The organism is Streptomyces fumanus (genome assembly GCF_014655295.1).
Taxonomy (GTDB): domain Bacteria; phylum Actinomycetota; class Actinomycetes; order Streptomycetales; family Streptomycetaceae; genus Streptomyces; species Streptomyces fumanus.
Map to the genome: position 1 here is coordinate 327815 of NZ_BNBI01000008.1, position 16560 is coordinate 344374.

Here is a 16560-nt window from a genome sequence, read left to right on the forward strand (position 1 = left end):
TCACGCGCCGGGGCCCGCGGCGGCCCGCGGTGCCGCGCTCAGATGGTCGCCGATCTTCTTCACCAGCATGTTCATCTGGTACGCCACCACGCCGACGTCGGCGTCGGCCCCGGTCAGCACGACGAGGTGGGCGCCGGGACCGGCGGAGGTGAGGATCAGATAGCTGTTGGCCATCTCGATCAGCGCCTGCCGGACCGGCCCGCCCCGGAAGTCCATGCTGACGCCCTTGCTGAGGCTCATCAGACCGGAGGCGGTCGCCGCCAGCCGCTCCGCGTCGTCGCGCGGGAACCCGATCGACTTGCTGACCACCAGCCCGTCCTCGGAGAGCACGACGGCCCGGTCCACGTCCGCGACCCGGTCCACGAGTCCGGTGAGCAACTGGTCCAGTCGGGTGTCGGTGGCGGGCGTGGGGCGTGTCATGGCGTGTCCTTCGTGAGCGGTCTGCGGGCGGAGCGGTCGTCGGTCCCGTCGGTCTCCTCGTCGGCCTCCCGGCCGCGCGCCTTGAGCGTCCCGCGCTGGAATCCGCCGAGGGAGGCGGCGGCGCGCTCGGCGCTGAAGTCGCCGTGTCCGCCGTCCGGTTCGTCCGGTCCGCTCGCGGGTTCCTCCCGCAACTCGGCGACGAGACTGGTCCCCGGCACCCGCCGGGGGAGCGGGGCGGGGGCAGCGGGGTCGACGGGAGCGGGGGCGGGTGCGCAGGGGGGTGCGGCGGGCTGCCGTGCGGGCAGGGCACGCTCGTCCCCGGGCCCGTCCCCGGGTCCGGCCTCCGGCACCTCCCGTACCACCACCTCCGGCGGCACCAGCACGACCGCCGTGGTGCCGCCGTACGGCGACGGCCGCAGCGTCACCTGGATGCCGTGCCGGTGGGCGAGGCGGGCGACGACGAACATGCCGAGCCGCAGGTCGTCGGCGAGCGCCACCACGTCGAACTGCGGCACCACCGCCAACTGGGCGTTGAACGAGGCGTACTCCTCCTCCGACAGCCCCAGCCCCCGGTCCTCGACCTCCACGGCGAGCCCCTTGCCCACCATCGCGGCGCGCACCTCGACCGGGCTGGGCGCGGGGGAGTAGGCGGTGGCGTTGTCGATCAGCTCGGCCAGCAGATGGATCACGTCGGCCACCGCGGGCGGCGCGAGGGACACCTCCTCGTCGGTGTGCACCTCCACCCGCCGGTACTCGGCGACCTCGCCGACCGCGCCGCGCAGGATGTCGACCAGCGCGACCGGCTCCCGCCAACTGCGCCGGGGCTGCTCACCGGCGATGATGACGAGATTCTCCTCGTACCGGCGCAACTGGCTGGCGGTGGAGTCCAGTTCGTACAGGCCCTGGAGGACCTCCGGGTCGGTGTGCTCGCGTTCCAGCGCGTCCAACCTGGCGAGCTGCCGGTTGACGAGGTTCTGGCTCTCCCGGGCGATGCCGAGGATGACCTTCTGGAAGCCGCGCCGGTTGTCGGCGAGTTCGACGGCGGTGTTGACGGCCGTGCGCTGCGCGGTGTTGAACGCCTGCGCGACCTCGCCGAGTTCGTCCCGCCCGTAGTCCAGCGGCGGGGCCGCCGAGTCCACGTCGACGGTCTCGCCGCGCTCCAGTTGGGCCACCACGTCCGGCAGCCGCTCCCGGGCCAGGCTCAGGGTGGCCCGGCGCAGGCCGCTCAGCCGGCGGGAGAGCGAGCGGGTGATCCGCCAGGACAGCACCACGCACAGCAGCAGGGCGAGCAGCCCGCCCGCGCTCAGCCAGGCGGCGGTCAGCAGCAGCCCGTGCGCCTCGTCGGCGCTGCGGTCCAGCAGCAGCCCGGTCTGCCGCTCGATCAGCGCCGCGTACCGCGCGGAGACCCGGTCCATCGCGGCGGACCAGCGCTGCCGCGCGTCCGGCAGCCGGACCGAGCCGTCGCCGCCCGCCGCGCGGGCCGCGAGCACCTGGTCCTCGACCGCCTCCAGGTCCGTCCACTCGGCGCTGCGCAGGATGGCCTCGGCCTCGGTCCTGGCGCCGCCGCGCAGCGCGGGCATGATCTGGTCCTGGACCAGCCAGCGCCGGGTGTGCACCAGTTGCGCGAAGCCGGCCCACCCCTCGGCGTCGAGCCGCCCGCCGGGCCAGGCGAGGGTGAGCGCGGCGTCCTCCCGGGAGGCCAGTTCGGCCGCGTGTTCCAGGGCGACCAGCGGGCCGGCCCGCGAGGTGAGGTCGCCGTCGTCGACCTGGGACAGCTCCTGGAAGGCGTGGATCTGCCCGTCGATGATCGACGTGTACTGGTCCAGCGCCTGCTCGGCGGTGATGTCGGTGGGGTCGTCGACCTGGTCGCGGTAGTACTCCAGGCTGCCCAGCGCGCCCAGCACCGAGTACAGCTTCTCCGAGACCCGGTCGGGTGCCTCGCCGATGGCGTCGGACCGGCCGGTCAGCTCGGCGACCGCCCGGTCGGTCGCCGCGCGCCGGGCGTCCAGGGCGGTGCGGGGACCGCCGGGCGCGGCGAGCCACTCGGCCGACGCGGCCCGCTCGCGCTGGAGGGCGAGGGCGGCCTCGGTGCCCATGGCGCCGGTGGACCGGCTCAGCTCCGTCTGCGCCCGCAGCCGCAGGCCCTCGGCGAACATCTGGGTGGTGGTCACGCCCCACATCGCGGCCAGGGTGACGCTGGGCACCACCGCCAGCAGGATCAGGGAGAGCCGTATCGAGCCCAGGCGCCGCCGGGCCCCCGTCCGTTCAGACATCGCGGTCCCGGTGGGTCGGTGGGCAGGGCGGTGTCACCGGGTGCCGCCCGCGGCGTGGCGGGCGACCGCGTCGGCGTTGGCGCGGGTGACGAACGCCGGGCCGGTGAGCACCGGCGCGACCCCGCCGCCGCTGACGTTGCCGTTGGTCCGGTACAGCCACAGCGCGTCCACCGCGAGGTACCCCTGGAGGTAGGGCTGCTGGTCGACGGCGAACTGCACGTCCCCGCGCTTGACGGCGGCCACCAGGTCCTCGCTGAGGTCGAAGGTGGCGACCCGGGCCGCGCTGCCCGCCTCCCGGACGGCGTCCACCGCGGTGAGCGCGAACTGCGCCCCGTTCATCACCACCTCGTCGATACGGGCGTCCTGCCGCAGACGCGCGGTGAGCGCCGCGCCCACCGCCTCCCTGTCGGTGCCGTCGACGTACAGCATCTCGGTCTCGCCGCCGAAGGTCTTCTTCACCCCGGCGCAGCGGGCCTCCAGGGCGACGTTGCCGCGCTCGTGGATGACGCACAGGGCGTACCGGGCCTTCAGGTCGTCCAGCTTGTCGCCGACGGCCCGGCCCGCGACGCTCTCGTCCTGCCCGAAGTACTCCAGCAGCCCGGCCGGACGCCAGTCGTCGATCCCGGAGTTGAGGCCGACCACGGGGATGCCGGCCGCGCGTGCCTCGGCGACCGCGGCCTTCATCGCCTGCGGCTTGGCCAGGGTCACCGCGATGCCGTCGGCCTTGTCGCGGACCGCGTCCCGCACCAGTTCGGCCTGGCCGGCGGTGTCGGCGTCCCCGGCGTACGTCAGCTCGACGCCGTCCTTGGCGGCCGCCGCCTCGGCGCCCTTGCGCACCCGCTCCCAGAAGGCGTCGCCCGCACCGCCGTGGGTGATCAGGGCGATCCGCAGCCGTCCCGCGCCCGGCCCGGCGGCGTCCGCGGCCCGGCCGTCCTCGCCGGCGTCCGAGGCGGAGCAGTCGGCCAGCAACAGGCACACCGCCACCGTCAGCACCGCGGCGCGCAGGCGCCGGGGCCGGGCGGGCGGCGGGGGAGGAGTGTTCATGGTGGTTCGCGGCACCTCGCTGTGCGGCCGAGCAGGATGAACGGCGAGCCGTGCCGCGGCCGCGCGACGGGGGCTGCGCCGACCGGGTGATTCTCGCTCGCCCGGAGCAAACCGCGTGTGACCACCGGTAGTCAAGTGACCGGAGACCCGGCGTGAGCCGTCGCCACCGCATCGTGATGATCGGCCGCCGGGGAGGGTGACCGGAGCGGCGCCGAGCGCAAACATACCGGGCAACCGGTTTTACCCAGGAGCGTACGCCGTTCTTTCCTGCGTCTCTTCAAATAGGCTGATCGGAACGTGAGTTATGGTCTACACCGGGTCAAAACAAACGGCATGGCCCGTCGGTTCCCGCCCAGGAGAGAGTACAAGTCGATGGCGAGGCAGTTACGCGCCGAGCAGACCCGCGCGACGATCATCACGGCCGCCGCCGATCTGTTCGACCGCCACGGCTATGAATCGACGAGCCTCAGCGACATCGTGGAACACGCCCACGTCACCAAAGGCGCCCTGTACTTCCACTTCGCCGCCAAGGAGGACCTCGCCCAGGCCATCATGGAGATCCAGTCCCGGACCTCGCTGCGGCTGGCCCGGGAGATGGACGGCCGGGGCTACTCCTCGCTGGAGGCGCTGATGCGCCTGACCTTCGGCATCGCCCGGCTCTCCGTCGAGGGGCCCGTGCTCCGGGCCGGCCTGCGGCTGGCCACCGGGGGCGTGCCGGTGCGGCCGCCGCTGCGGCACCCGTTCAGCGAGTGGCTGGAGCTGGTCTCGGCCCGGCTGCTCGGCGCGGTCGAGGAGTCCGACGTCCACCCGGACGTCGACGTGGACTCCGTCGCCCACACCCTGGTCTGCTCCTTCGTCGGCACCCGCGTGGTGGGCCGCTTCGTCGAGCCCGTCGCCCGCCAGCCGCGCCGGGTCGCGGAGATGTGGCGCGTGCTGATCCGCGGCCTGGTGCCGGTGACCCGCCGACCGCGTTATCTGGGGCTCACGGCGCATCTGGAGCGGGAGGCCGGTCGGATCTGAGGGGGGTGCGCCGGGACTTGGCGGGGAGGTCCGTACGCAGGGCTCGTGCGGAGGTTCCGCCGCGCCTGGCCGCGTGCGTCGCCGCCGCGCCTGGCCGCGTGCGTCGCCGCACCTGGCTGCCAGCGTCGCCGCGCCTGGCTGCGAGCGTCGCCGCGCCTGGCTGCGAGCGTCGCCGCGCCTGGCTGCGAGCGTCGCCGCGCCTGGCCGCGTGCGTCGCCGCGCCTGGCCGCCAGCGTCGCCGCACCCGGCCGCGCGGGCCCCCGCGATAGCGTCGGTGGTATGCCCGACGCACCTGACGCCTCCGACGTACCCGGCGCTCCTGACGCTCCCGGCGCTGTTGACGCCCCCGGCGCCCCCGGCGCCCCCGGCGGGCGCGGCACCCCCGCCCCGCCCGTCATCCTCGGCGACGAGCCCGGCTCCTTCCCGCACGCCGTCCTGGCCGAACGGCACCCGGCGATCGTCCGGCAGGTGGCGCGGGACCTCCCGTACGACCCGGCCCGGCGCCGCGCGCTCGACGCGCTGCTGGAGAACTGCCTCAAGGGCAGCATCGAACCGCTGCCCGCCGACGCCCACGACCACGCCCGCTGGACCGCCTGGGACATGGACGCGCACGCCGGCCGCTCCTGGTTCGAGGTGCCCTGGCTGTGGTCCGAGAGCTACTTCTACCGCCGCCTCCTCGACGCCGTCGGCTACTTCGCCCCCGGCCCCTGGCAGGGCGTCGACCCCTTCCGCCCGGCCAAGCTCGCCGACCTCGACGCCCCGGAGACCGACGCCGAACTCGCCGCCCTGGACGCCCTCCCGCCCGACGGCCTGGCCGCCGCGCTGCTGCACGGCTCGGTCTGGGGCAACCGGGCCGACCTCGGCTTCCGCCTCTCCGCGCCCGGCGCCGCGGACCGCGCCGAGGTGCCGCCCCTGGTCGCCGACGACAGCGAACGCCTCTGGTCGCTGCTGCCGCCCGCCGGCGACGCCACGCTCTGCCTGGTCGCCGACAACGCCGGCCGCGAACTCGTCCCCGATCTGCTGCTCATCGCCCACCTCCTCACCCACGGCCGGGTCCGCCGCGCCGTCCTGCACGTCAAACCCCACCCCTACTACGTGTCCGACGCCACCCCCGCCGACGTGCTCGACGCGCTGCGCCGGCTGACCGGCGCCGGGGGCACCGCCGCCCGGTACGGACACGCGCTGCGGGAGGCGCTCGCCGACGGCCGCCTCACCCTGCGCGCCCACCCCTTCTCCTGCGCCCCGCTGCCGTACGCGCGGATGCCCGAGGACCTGCGCGCGGACTTCGCCGCGGCCACGGTCACCGTCCTCAAGGGCGACCTCAACTACCGGCGGCTGGTCGGCGACCGGCGCTGGCCCCCGACCACACCCTTCGCCGACGTCACCGCGTACTTCCCCGGCCCGGTCGCCGCGCTGCGCACCCTGAAGTCCGATGTGATCACCGGCCTGGCCCCCGCCACCCAGGCCGCCCTCGACGCCACCGAGGGCGACCGCTGGCGGACCGCCGGCGCGCACGCCCTGATCCAGGTACGGCACTGACCGGGGCGGAAGTTCCCCGAAACGGCCCCGATTCACGCGATGGTGTGACCATCGTTCGATCCGGGGATGCCGCCCCGGGGCCCTGGGTAGGGCCCCGGCCATGACGCAGCAGCCCTTCGAACTCCCGCACTTCTACCTGCCGCACCCCGCGCGGCTGAACCCGCACGTCGACGAGGCGCGCGCCCACTCGACGGCGTGGGCGCGCGACATGGGCATGCTGGAGGGTTCCGGGGTCTGGGAGCAGTCCGACCTGGACGCGCACGACTACGGCCTGCTCTGCGCCTACACCCACCCCGACTGCGACGGCCCGGACCTGTCCCTGATCACCGACTGGTACGTGTGGGTGTTCTTCTTCGACGACCACTTCCTGGAGAAGTACAAGCGCTCCCAGGACCGCGCCGCCGGCAAGGCCCACCTGGACCGGCTGCCCCTGTTCATGCCGCTCGACCTGGCCACGGGCGTCCCGGAGCCGGAGAACCCGGTGGAGGCCGGCCTCGCCGACCTCTGGGCGCGCACGGTGCCGGCGATGTCCGCCGGCTGGCGCCGCCGGTTCGCCGTCGCCACCGAGCACCTGCTCAACGAGTCGCTGTGGGAGCTGTCCAACATCCACGAGGGCCGGATCGCCAACCCCGTCGAGTACATCGAGATGCGCCGCAAGGTCGGCGGCGCCCCCTGGTCGGCGGGGCTGGTGGAGTACGCCACGGCCGAGGTTCCCGCGGCCATCGCGGGGACCCGCCCGATGCGGGTGCTGATGGAGACCTTCGCCGACGCCGTCCACCTGCGCAACGACCTGTTCTCCTACCAGCGCGAGGTGGAGGACGAGGGCGAGCTGAGCAACGGCGTGCTGGTGCTGGAGACCTTCTTCGGCTGCACCACCCAGGAGGCCGCCGACCTCGTCAACGACGTCCTGACCTCCCGGCTGCACCAGTTCGAGCACACCGCGTTCACCGAGGTCCCGGCCGTCGCCCTGGAGAACGGCCTGACCCCGGCCGAGGTCGCCGCCGTCGCCGCGTACACCAAGGGGCTCCAGGACTGGCAGTCCGGCGGCCACGAGTGGCACATGCGCTCCAGCCGCTACATGAACGAGAACGCCCGTACGTCCGGCTTCCCCTGGCAGTCCCTCGGCGGCCCGGGCACCTCCGCCGCCGACGTGGGCGCCCTGCTCGCCGCGGCCGGTGCCGAGCGGCTGCGGGCCCACACCCATGTGCCGTTCCAGCGCGTCGGCCCCTCCCGCATCCCCGACATCTACATGCCCTTCCCGCTGGAGCTGAGCCCGGCCCTGGAGGGCTCCCGCCGCCATCTGTTCGACTGGTGCGCGCGGATGGGGATGCTCAGCGAAGGCGTGTGGGACGAGGACAAGCTCGCGAGCTGCGACCTCCCGCTGTGCGCCGCGGGCCTCGACCCGGACGCCACCCAGGACCAGCTCGACCTCGCCTCCGGCTGGCTGGCCTTCGGCACCTACGGCGACGACTACTACCCGCTGGTCTACGGCCACCGCCGGGACCTGGTCGCCGCCCGGCTGACCACGGCCCGCCTGTCGGCCTGCATGCCCCTGGCCGGGGAACCGGTCCCCCCGCCGGTCAACGCGATGGAGCGCTCCCTGATCGACCTGTGGGCGCGCACCACGGCGGACATGACCCCGGAGCAGCGCCGCCCGCTGCGGACGGCCATCGACAAGATGACCGAGGCGTGGCTGTGGGAGCTGTTCAACCAGATCCACCACCGCGTCCCCGACCCGGTCGACTACCTGGAGATGCGCCGGTCCACCTTCGGCTCCGACCTCACCCTGGGCCTGTGCCGCGCGGGCCACGGCCCCGCCGTCCCGCCCGAGGTCTACCGCAGCGGCCCGGTCCGCTCCCTGGAGAACGCGGCGATGGACTGGGCCTGCCTGCTCAACGACATCTTCTCGTACCAGAAGGAGATCGAGTACGAGGGGGAGATGCACAACGCGATCCTGGTCGTGCAGAACTTCTTCGGCGTCGACTACCCCACCGCCCTGCCCGTGGTGCACGACCTGATGACCCAGCGCATGCGCCAGTTCGAGCACGTCGTCGAGCGCGAACTGCCCGTCGTCTACGAGGACTTCGACCTCTCCGAGGAGGCCCGGCAGATCATGCGCGACTATGTGGCGGACCTGCGGAACTGGATGGCGGGCATCCTCAACTGGCACCGGAGCGTCCCCCGCTACCGGGCCGAGTACCTCGCCCGGCGCGCCCACCTCTTCCTCCCCGACCGCACCCCGGCGGTACCCGTCCTCCACTGAACCCGGTCCCGCCCCCTTGGACCGCCCCGGCCCGGCCCCCGTTCCGGAACGCTCTCTGCCTTTTGGTGCGGAACGGGATATTCAGGGAACTTCCCGGCGGTTGCGCGAGTCTTCTCCTGTGAGGTGAACAAGCAACGGAACACGGGGGGTGTTCGACCTTGACCGAGATCATCGACAGGCCCGTCCGCACGACCGCGCGACCGGTGGGGGAGCCGGCCGCGGCGGTCACCGAACTGACGCCGTACGTCGCGCCGCTGACCGTCCCGCCCGTCCTGCGCCCGGCGTCCGGTGACGCCCCGCGCGTGACCGAGATCGCCGTGCGCCCCACCTGGGTGCGGCTGCACCCGCAACTGCCGCCCACCCTGATGTGGGGCTACGACGGACAGGTGCCGGGCCCGACCATCGAGGTCCGGCGCGGACAGCGGATCCGCATCGCCTGGACCAACCGCGTCCCCAAGGACAGCGAGTACCCGGTGACCTCGGTGGAGGTCCCGGTGCGCGGCCGGGGCGAGCCGCCCGCCGGCACCGAACCGGGCCGCGGCGGCGCCGAACCGAACAAGGACGTCACCGCCCTGCCCGCCTGGACCGTGACCCACCTGCACGGCGCCCAGACCGGCGGCGGCAACGACGGCTGGGCGGACAACGCGGTCGGCTCCGGCGACGCCCAGCTCTCCGAGTACCCGAACGACCACCAGGCGGTCCAGTGGTGGTACCACGACCACGCCATGAACATCACCCGGTGGAACGTGATGACCGGGTTGTACGGCACCTACCTGGTCCGCGACGACGAGGAGGACGCCCTGCGGCTGCCCCGCGGGGACCGCGAGATACCGCTGCTGCTGGCCGACCGGAACCTGGACACCGACGAGGACGGCCGGCTCAACGGACGGCTGCTGCACAAGACGGTGATCGTCCAGGAGAGCAACCCGGAGACGGGCAAGCCGGTCACCCTGCCCTTCACCGGCCCGTACACCACGGTCAACGGCCGCATCTGGCCGTACGCCGAGGTGGACCCCGCCTGGTACCGCTTCCGGCTGGTCAACGCGTCCAACGCGCGGATCTACGACCTGGTGCTGATCGACGAGGACGACAACCCGGTGCCCGGCGTCGTCCACCAGATCGGCAGCGACGGCGGGCTGCTGCCGCGCCCGGTCCCGGTCTTCGGGCCCGAGCTGCCGACGCTGCCCGCGGCCCCGGCCGAGCGGTTCGACCTGCTCGTGGACTTCCGGGGGCTGGCCGGGCGCACCCTCCGCCTGGTCGACAAGGGGCCGAACCAGCCGGCGGGTGTGCCCGACCCGGAGGGGGACGTGCGGTACCCGGACGTGATGGAGTTCCGGGTCGGCGAGGACTGCGCCGAGGACGCCTTCGAGTTGCCCGAGGTGCTCTCCGGCTCCTTCCGGCGGCTCACCCACGACATCGGGCACGGCCACCGGCTGGTCCTGCTCACCCCGCCCGGCACCAAGGGCGCCGGCGGCCACCCGGAAATCTGGGAGATGACCGAGGTCGCCGACCCCGGCTCGGTCCCGCTCCCCGCCGAGGGCGTCGTCCAGGTCACCGGCCCCGACGGCACCACCCGCACCTACCGGCGCACGGCACGGACGTTCAACGACGCGCTCGGCTTCACCATCGCCGAGGGCAGCCACGAGCAGTGGAGCTTCCTCAACCTGGCGCCGATCGTCCACCCCATGCACGTCCACCTGGCCGACTTCCAGCTCCTGGGCCGCGACGCCTACGACGTCTCGGGCTTCGACCCGGCGCTCGGCGGCACCCGCACCCCGATCCGGTACGACGCGGGCACCACCCTCACACCGGCCCCCAACGAACTGGGCAACAAGGACACCTACCGGGTGCCCGGCGGCCAGATGCTGCGGATCATGGGCCGGTTCGACGGCGCCTACGGGCGGTTCATGTACCACTGCCACCTGCTGGAGCACGAGGACATGGGCATGATGCGGCCGTTCGTCGTGCTGCCCCCGGAAGCGCTGAAGTTCGACCACGGCGGGCACGGCGGGCACGGCGGACACGAGGAGGGCCACACCGGCTGACCCGCACCGGCTGACGCCGGGTCAGTCTCACTCGTTCGTGGCTCGTCGGCCGCCGGCGGCCCGGGTAGGGCTCCCGGCGGAGGCGAACCATGGAACAGACAGCGCTGCGTCCCAAACCGATCCCCGGTCAGGGCCCCGGTGACCGCGCCGGGCGGGCACCCGCCCGGCGTCCGGGGCCCGTGCGCCGCCGCCGGCGCCGGCTCACCACCGTCCTGACCGGTCTGCTCGTCGGGACCGTCCTGGTCCTGTCGGGGGCCGGGCTCGGCGCGCTGGGCACCACGGTGATCGGCATGAGCCGGCTCGCCGAACTGCGGCAGCACACCGCGGCTCCCGCCGCCACCGCGTCCCCGGCCGCCGTGACCGCCCCGCCGTCCGCCCGCGTCACCGCGACGCTCGGTGTGGAGGCGGTGGACGACGAGGGGCCCGGCGCCCGCGTCGTCGGGGTCCATGTGCCGGGCCCGGGATACGCGGCGGGCCTGGTCCGGGGCGACGTCCTGCTCGCGGTGGGCCGCGCCCGCGTCGACTCGGCCGCCGACCTCGCGCGTGCCGTCGCCGGGGCCCGTCCGGGCAGCGCGGTGCGGCTCACGGTGCGCCACGCGAGCGGCGGCTACCAGCAGTTGACGGCCGTTCCGGGGGTCGTCACCTGACGGGCCCCGGACGGACCGGCGGACCCGGCCTCGTCAACCGGCTCGCGCCGCCTCCCCGCTGCGGGCAGGATGCTGCGTAGGACCATGGCCGGACCATGACCCGGTCACGGCCGTGGTCCCGTCCCAGTTCCCAGTGGTTCCCTCGCAGCGGTCCCAGCGCAGTGGTTCAGGAGGCCCGGATGACCGGTGGCACGCCCGCTCCCTTCACCGCCGACGACTACCGGGCGCGCATGGAGCGCGCCGTCCGGGCGGCGGCCGACGCCGGGCTGGCCGGGCTGCTGGTGGCACCGGGCCCCGACCTGGTCTGGCTCACCGGCTACGCGCCCACCGCCGTCACCGAACGGCTCACCCTCCTGGTGCTCACCCCCGGGCAGGACCCCGCCCTGGTCGTCCCCGCCCTGGAGGCCCCCGACGCCGCGCGGGCCCCCGGTGCGCCCGCGCTGACCCTGCGCGACTGGACCGACGGCAAGGACCCGTACGCCGTCGCCGCCGCGCTGCTCGACGGCTCGGGGCGGTTCGGGATCAGCGACAACGCCTGGGCGATGCACCTGCTGGGCCTCCAGCGCGCCCTGCCCGGCACCTGCTACGCCTCCCTCACCGACGCGCTGCCGATGCTGCGCGCCGTCAAGGACCCGGCCGAGCTGGAACTGCTCGCCGCGGCGGGCGCGGCGGCCGACGCCGCCTTCGAGGACCTCCGCGCGCTGCCCTTCCGGGGCCGCCGGGAGTCGGAGGTGGCCGCCGACCTCGACGGGCTGCTGCGCGCGCACGGCCACTCGGTGGTCGACTTCACCATCGTCGCCTCCGGCCCCAACGGCGCCGACCCGCACCACGAGGCCGGCGACCGGGTCATCGAGGACGGCGACATGGTCGTCCTCGACTTCGGCGGCCTGCTCGGCGGCTACGGCTCCGACACCTCCCGCACCGTCCACGTCGGCGAGCCCACCGCCGAGGAGCGCCGGGTGCACGATGTGGTCCGCGCGGCCCAGGAGGCCGGTTTCCGGGCGGTACGGCCGGGCGCCGCCTGCCAGGACGTCGACCGGGCCGCCCGCGCGGTGATCGAGGAGGCCGGGTACGGCGCGTACTTCATCCACCGCACCGGGCACGGCATCGGCGTCACCACCCACGAACCGCCGTACATGATCGAGGGCGAGGAGCGGCCCCTGGTGCCCGGCATGTGCTTCTCGGTGGAGCCGGGGATCTATCTGCCCGGCCGTTTCGGGGTACGCATCGAGGACATCGTGACGGTCACCGAGGACGGCGGGGGGCGGCTGAACGACACCGTGCGGGAACTGGTCGTCGTGGACTGACCGTTTCCCCCGTCCGCTTCCCCGACCGTCCCGGAAGACAACGGCGCGACCATGACCCAGGCACCGACACCCACCGCGGACACCGTCCGCAGACTGGTCCGTTCCCTGCTCGGCGGCGGCGACCGCGACGGCGGGGGCGGTTCCGGCGGCACGGGCGCCGGGACCGAGGTGCGGCCCGTCAGGGAGGGCGCCGCGCCGGTCGCGTGGTGGGTCGGCACCGGCCATGTGCTGCGGCTCGCCCCCGACCGCGAGGCCGCCGTCCGCCAGCGCCGCGAGCTGCGCCTGCGCGACCTGGTCCGCCCGCACCTACCCGTCGCGGTCCCGGTGAGCGTGGCGCACGGCGAGTGGGTGCCCGGCCTGACCTGCACCCTCGACGCCCGGGTCCGGGGCGGCCGGGCCGACCGGCACGAGGTGTCCGCCATCGGCGAGACCGACCTGGCCGGGCTGCTCACCGGGCTGCGCGAGGTGCCCGTACGGCAGGCCGAGGCCCTCGGAGTGCCGCGCACCGCGCCGCGGTCCCTGGAGGCGCTGCGCCGGGCCGCCGAGCGGGCCGCCCGCCGGCTCGCCGCCGCCGACGAGTTCGACCCGGCCCGGCTGGCCCAGCTCACCCCCGCGGCCACCGCCCAGTTGGCCGCCCAGCCCGGCACCGCGGTCCTCGTCCACCACGGGCTCACCGGCGAGCACCTCGTGGTCAGCGCCGACGGCCGGGTGCGGGGCGTCCTCGGCTGGTCCGACGCGGTGATCGGCGACCCCGCGGAGGACATCGCCGCCCTCGCGCTCGCCGTCGGCTCCCCCGCCGCCGTCCGCGCCGCCACCCTGGCCGGCTACGGCGCCCGCCCCTGCCTGCGCGGCCTCTGGCTGGCCCGCTGCGACGCGCTCCTGGCCCTCGCCGCGGCCCACGCCGACCTGCGCGCCGCCGACCGGCTGCGCCGCGCCTGGGAGCCGATCCTGCTGGAACGCGTGACGGAACTCCGCGAGGCAACCCCGGACTCGGGCCCCGGCCCGGACCCGGACCCCGACTCGGACTCGGGCCCCGGCCCGGACTCGGGCCCCGGCCCGGACCCGGACCCCGGCCCGGACCCGGACCCCGACTCGGACCCCGGCCCGGACCCGGACCCCGACTCGGACCCCGGCCCGGGTTCAGACCCCGACTCGAACCCGGACCCGGACCCCGACTCGGACCCCGATCCGGGTCCGGACCCCGACCCGAACCCGAACCCGGAACCCTGACGCTGGCCGCCGACCGACCGGCCGCCGACCGACCGGCCGCCGACTGCCCGGGCGCCGACTGCCCGGCCGCCGACTGCCCCAGCCGCCGACCGCCTGGGCGCCGACCGTTCGACCGCCCGACCGCCGACTGCCCCAGCCGCCGACCGCCTGGGCGCCGACCCTTCGACCGACCGGCCGCCGACCGCCCGGCCGCCGACCGCCCGGCGCCCGGCGCCCGGCGCCGGGACGATCGGGATCCCCTCCTACGGTGGGGATCCCCGCCTACTCCTGCACCAGCACCACCGCCGACTCCCCAGGCACCCGCAGCGCCCCGTCCGCCCCCGGTGCCTCGACCGGTTCCCACGCGGCGAGTACGCGCGCGGGGCGGGTGCCGAGGGGGATGGCCGCCGGTTCGGGGCCGAGGTTGACGGCGACCCGGATGTCCCCGCGCCGGAAGGCGAGCCAGCGCGCCGCCCGGTCGTACGCCACCTTCGTGCCGGCCAGGTCCGGGTCGGTGAGGTCGGGCCGCTCGTGCCGCAGGGCGATGAGCCGCCGGTACCAGTCCAGCACGCGCGCGTGGGGCTCGCGTCCGGGCTCGGACCAGTCGAGGCAGGAGCGGTCCCGGGTCGCCGGGTCCTGCGGGTCGGGGATGTCCTCCTCGCGCCAGCCGTGCGCCGCGAACTCCCGGCGCCGCCCGCGCCGTACCGCGTCGGCGAGCTCCGGGTCGGTGTGGTCGGTGAAGAACTGCCAGGGCGTGCCCGCCGCCCACTCCTCGCCCATGAACAGCATCGGGGTGAACGGCGAGGTCAGCGTCAGCGCCGCCGCGCAGGCCGCGAGGCCGGGGGAGACCAGGGCGGCGAGCCGGTCGCCCTGGGCGCGATTGCCGATCTGGTCGTGCGTCTGGCTGTAGCCCAGCAGTTGGTGCGCGGCGATCCGGGACCGGTCCAGGGGGCGGCCGTGCCGGCGGCCCCGGAAGCTGGAGTACGTGCCGTCGTGGAAGTAGCCGCCGGTGAGCGTCTTGGCGAGCGCGGCCAGCGGGTCCTGGGCGAAGTCGGCGTAGTAGCCCTGCGCCTCACCGGTCAGCGCGGCGTGCACGGCGTGGTGGAAGTCGTCGTTCCACTGGGCGTGCACCCCGAGGCCGCCCGCCGCGCGGGAGGTGATGACCCGGGGGTCGTTCAGGTCGGACTCGGCGATCAGGAACAGGGGGCGGCCGGTCTCGGTGGCGAGCGCGTCCACGGCCCTGGACAGCTCCTCCAGGAAGTGGCACGCGCGCGTGTCGGCCAGCGCGTGCACCGCGTCCAGGCGCAGCCCGTCGATCCGGTAGTCGCGCAGCCAGGCCAGGGCGCTCTGGGCGAAGTAGTCGCGGACCTCGTCCGAGCCGGGCGCGTCCAGGTTGACGGCCGCGCCCCAGGGCGTGTGGTGGGTGTCGGTGAAGTACGGGCCGAAGGAGGGCAGGTAGTTGCCGGTCGGGCCCAGGTGGTTGTGGACGACGTCCAGGACCACCCCGAGGCCCCGCTCGTGCGCCCGGTCGACGAACCGTTTCAGCGCCTCGGGTCCCCCGTACGGCTCGTGCACCGCCCAGAGCGAGACGCCCTCGTAGCCCCAGCCGTGCCGGCCCGGGAACGGGCAGAGCGGCATCAGCTCGACATGGGTGACGCCCAGCTCGACCAGGTGCTCCAGCCGGTCGGCGGCGGCGTCCAGCGTGCCCTCGGGCGTGTACGTGCCCACGTGCAGCTCGTACAGCACCGCGCCGGGCAGCGGCCGCCCGGTCCACTCGGCCCGCCAGGTGTACCGCCCGTGGTCGACGACCGCGCTGAGCCCGTCCGGGCCGTCCGGCTGCCGGCGGGAGCGCGGGTCGGGCAGCACGGGGCCGTCGTCCACCGAGAAGCCGTACCGCGAGCCGTCCCGCGCCTCCGCCTCACCCCGCCACCACCCCGGGCGCTCCGGATCGCGCTCCAACGCGCGCGTGACGCCGTCGCACTGGAGCCTGACACTGCCGGCCTCAGGTGCCCACACCTCGAACTGCACGGGCGGTTCCCCTTCGTCTGCACACGGTGACGTAACCCGTCCATGGTCCCGCGGAAGCGATCGTTCCGCCGGTGAACGCGCCTGTCGGCACAGGTGTCACCGGCCACGCGCGCGTACCGGCCGTCCGGCCTTTCCTGGACACCCCGCCCGCGCTGACCGACAATCACCTGCGTGACGTCGTCCTTCGAGTTCAACACGTACCCCGCGGAGCGGTTGTCCGACGCGGAGCGCGACAAAGCGCTGAAGGTGCTCCGGGACGGGGTCGCCCTGGGCAAGCTGTCGCACGACACGTTCATCCGCCGGATGGAGCTGGCGCTGACCGCCCGCAGCCCCGAGGAACTGGCCGTGCTCACCGCCGACCTGCGCACCGAGGGCCGCCTCTCCCGGCTGGTGTTCGGCGCGGTGGAGGCCGTCTCGGGCTTCACCGTGAAGCTGCGCCGGGCCTGGCAGGCGGAGAGGCTGCCCAAGCTGCTGCTGCCGCACCCGGGCACCGGCCACCCGCTGCGCATCGGCCGCGACCCGGCCAACGGGCTGCGGCTGACCCACGAGACGGTCTCCCGCGTACACGCCGAGCTGAGCCGCCAGGGCGGCCTGTGGGTCCTGCGCGACCTCGGCTCCACCAACGGCACCACCGTGAACGGACGGCGGGTCGTCGGCGCCGCCGTGGTCCGCGAGGGCGACCAGATAGGTTTCGGCCAGATGGCGTTCCGGCTGGCGGCGCACTGAGCCGTGCTCCGCAGGGGCCGCCACCCCGGGCAGGGTGGC

At 74.8% G+C, this 16560-nt stretch carries 12 protein-coding genes; 8 read left to right on the forward strand and 4 right to left on the reverse strand.

Going from position 1 to position 16560, the window contains the following annotated elements; translation table 11 throughout:
* The 3 genes from IE316_RS19505 to IE316_RS19515 are packed head-to-tail and all read right to left on the reverse strand — an operon-like array spanning position 1 to position 3737.
* Entirely contained in the window at positions 1–420 is a 420-nt protein-coding gene (locus IE316_RS19505; protein ID WP_190205692.1) for a roadblock/LC7 domain-containing protein, read from the reverse strand.
* On the reverse strand, positions 417–2693 hold the full coding sequence (locus IE316_RS19510; RefSeq protein WP_190205693.1) for a sensor histidine kinase: 2277 nt from the start codon (positions 2691–2693) through the stop codon (positions 417–419). Before IE316_RS19510 ends, IE316_RS19505 begins: the two co-directional genes overlap by 4 nt.
* A 33-nt stretch (positions 2694–2726) precedes the next feature.
* Entirely contained in the window at positions 2727–3737 is a 1011-nt protein-coding gene (locus IE316_RS19515) for a substrate-binding domain-containing protein (RefSeq protein ID WP_190205694.1), read from the reverse strand.
* A gap of 372 nt (positions 3738–4109) precedes the next feature.
* Between IE316_RS19515 and IE316_RS19520 the strand changes: the two genes are divergently transcribed.
* The 7 genes from IE316_RS19520 (at position 4110) to IE316_RS19550 (ending at position 13788) form a co-directional block, all read left to right on the forward strand.
* A complete protein-coding gene (locus IE316_RS19520; protein ID WP_190205695.1) occupies positions 4110–4757 on the forward strand; it encodes a ScbR family autoregulator-binding transcription factor in 648 nt (215 codons plus the stop codon).
* A 279-nt stretch (positions 4758–5036) separates the two neighbouring features.
* Positions 5037–6296, forward strand: coding sequence for a damage-control phosphatase ARMT1 family protein (locus IE316_RS19525; protein ID WP_190205696.1), 1260 nt, complete (start codon positions 5037–5039; stop codon positions 6294–6296).
* Between the two features lie 100 nt (positions 6297–6396).
* Positions 6397–8559, forward strand: a complete 2163-nt coding sequence (gene cyc2 / locus IE316_RS19530) for a germacradienol/geosmin synthase Cyc2 (RefSeq protein ID WP_190205697.1) — start codon at positions 6397–6399, stop codon at positions 8557–8559.
* A gap of 158 nt (positions 8560–8717) precedes the next feature.
* A complete protein-coding gene (gene phsA, locus IE316_RS19535; RefSeq protein WP_190205698.1) occupies positions 8718–10604 on the forward strand; it encodes an O-aminophenol oxidase PhsA in 1887 nt (628 codons plus the stop codon).
* Positions 10605–10693: 89 nt separating this feature from the next.
* The gene (locus tag IE316_RS19540) at positions 10694–11251 is read left to right on the forward strand and encodes a PDZ domain-containing protein (protein ID WP_190205699.1); all 558 of its coding nucleotides are present in this window, start codon (positions 10694–10696) and stop codon (positions 11249–11251) included.
* A 179-nt stretch (positions 11252–11430) separates the two neighbouring features.
* Positions 11431–12558, forward strand: a complete 1128-nt coding sequence (locus tag IE316_RS19545; protein ID WP_190205700.1) for an aminopeptidase P family protein — start codon at positions 11431–11433, stop codon at positions 12556–12558.
* A gap of 51 nt (positions 12559–12609) precedes the next feature.
* Complete coding sequence (locus tag IE316_RS19550; RefSeq protein ID WP_373311239.1) at positions 12610–13788, forward strand: aminoglycoside phosphotransferase family protein; 1179 nt, start codon at positions 12610–12612, stop codon at positions 13786–13788.
* Between the two features lie 261 nt (positions 13789–14049).
* Here the strand turns inward: IE316_RS19550 and treZ are convergent, their stop codons facing one another.
* Positions 14050–15795, reverse strand: coding sequence for a malto-oligosyltrehalose trehalohydrolase (gene treZ / locus IE316_RS19555; RefSeq protein WP_190205701.1), 1746 nt, complete (start codon positions 15793–15795; stop codon positions 14050–14052).
* 171 nt (positions 15796–15966) lie between these two features.
* Here treZ and IE316_RS19560 point away from each other — a divergent pair, with 171 nt between their 5' ends.
* Positions 15967–16521, forward strand: a complete 555-nt coding sequence (locus IE316_RS19560) for an FHA domain-containing protein (RefSeq protein WP_190205702.1) — start codon at positions 15967–15969, stop codon at positions 16519–16521.
* The last annotated feature ends 39 nt before the right edge of the window (positions 16522–16560 follow it).

What these genes read in the sequence shown, in the direction of transcription:
- IE316_RS19525 (WP_190205696.1), top strand. Translation starts at nt 5,037, where the DNA reads ATGCCCGACGCACCTGACGCCTCCGACGTACCCGGCGCTCCTGACGCT.
- IE316_RS19540 (WP_190205699.1), top strand. Translation starts at nt 10,694, where the DNA reads ATGGAACAGACAGCGCTGCGTCCCAAACCGATCCCCGGTCAGGGCCCC.
- IE316_RS19510 (WP_190205693.1), bottom strand. Translation starts at nt 2,693, where the DNA reads ATGTCTGAACGGACGGGGGCCCGGCGGCGCCTGGGCTCGATACGGCTC.
- IE316_RS19545 (WP_190205700.1), top strand. Translation starts at nt 11,431, where the DNA reads ATGACCGGTGGCACGCCCGCTCCCTTCACCGCCGACGACTACCGGGCG.
- IE316_RS19550 (WP_373311239.1), top strand. Translation starts at nt 12,610, where the DNA reads ATGACCCAGGCACCGACACCCACCGCGGACACCGTCCGCAGACTGGTC.
- IE316_RS19515 (WP_190205694.1), bottom strand. Translation starts at nt 3,737, where the DNA reads ATGAACACTCCTCCCCCGCCGCCCGCCCGGCCCCGGCGCCTGCGCGCC.
- IE316_RS19520 (WP_190205695.1), top strand. Translation starts at nt 4,110, where the DNA reads ATGGCGAGGCAGTTACGCGCCGAGCAGACCCGCGCGACGATCATCACG.
- IE316_RS19505 (WP_190205692.1), bottom strand. Translation starts at nt 420, where the DNA reads ATGACACGCCCCACGCCCGCCACCGACACCCGACTGGACCAGTTGCTC.
- cyc2 (WP_190205697.1), top strand. Translation starts at nt 6,397, where the DNA reads ATGACGCAGCAGCCCTTCGAACTCCCGCACTTCTACCTGCCGCACCCC.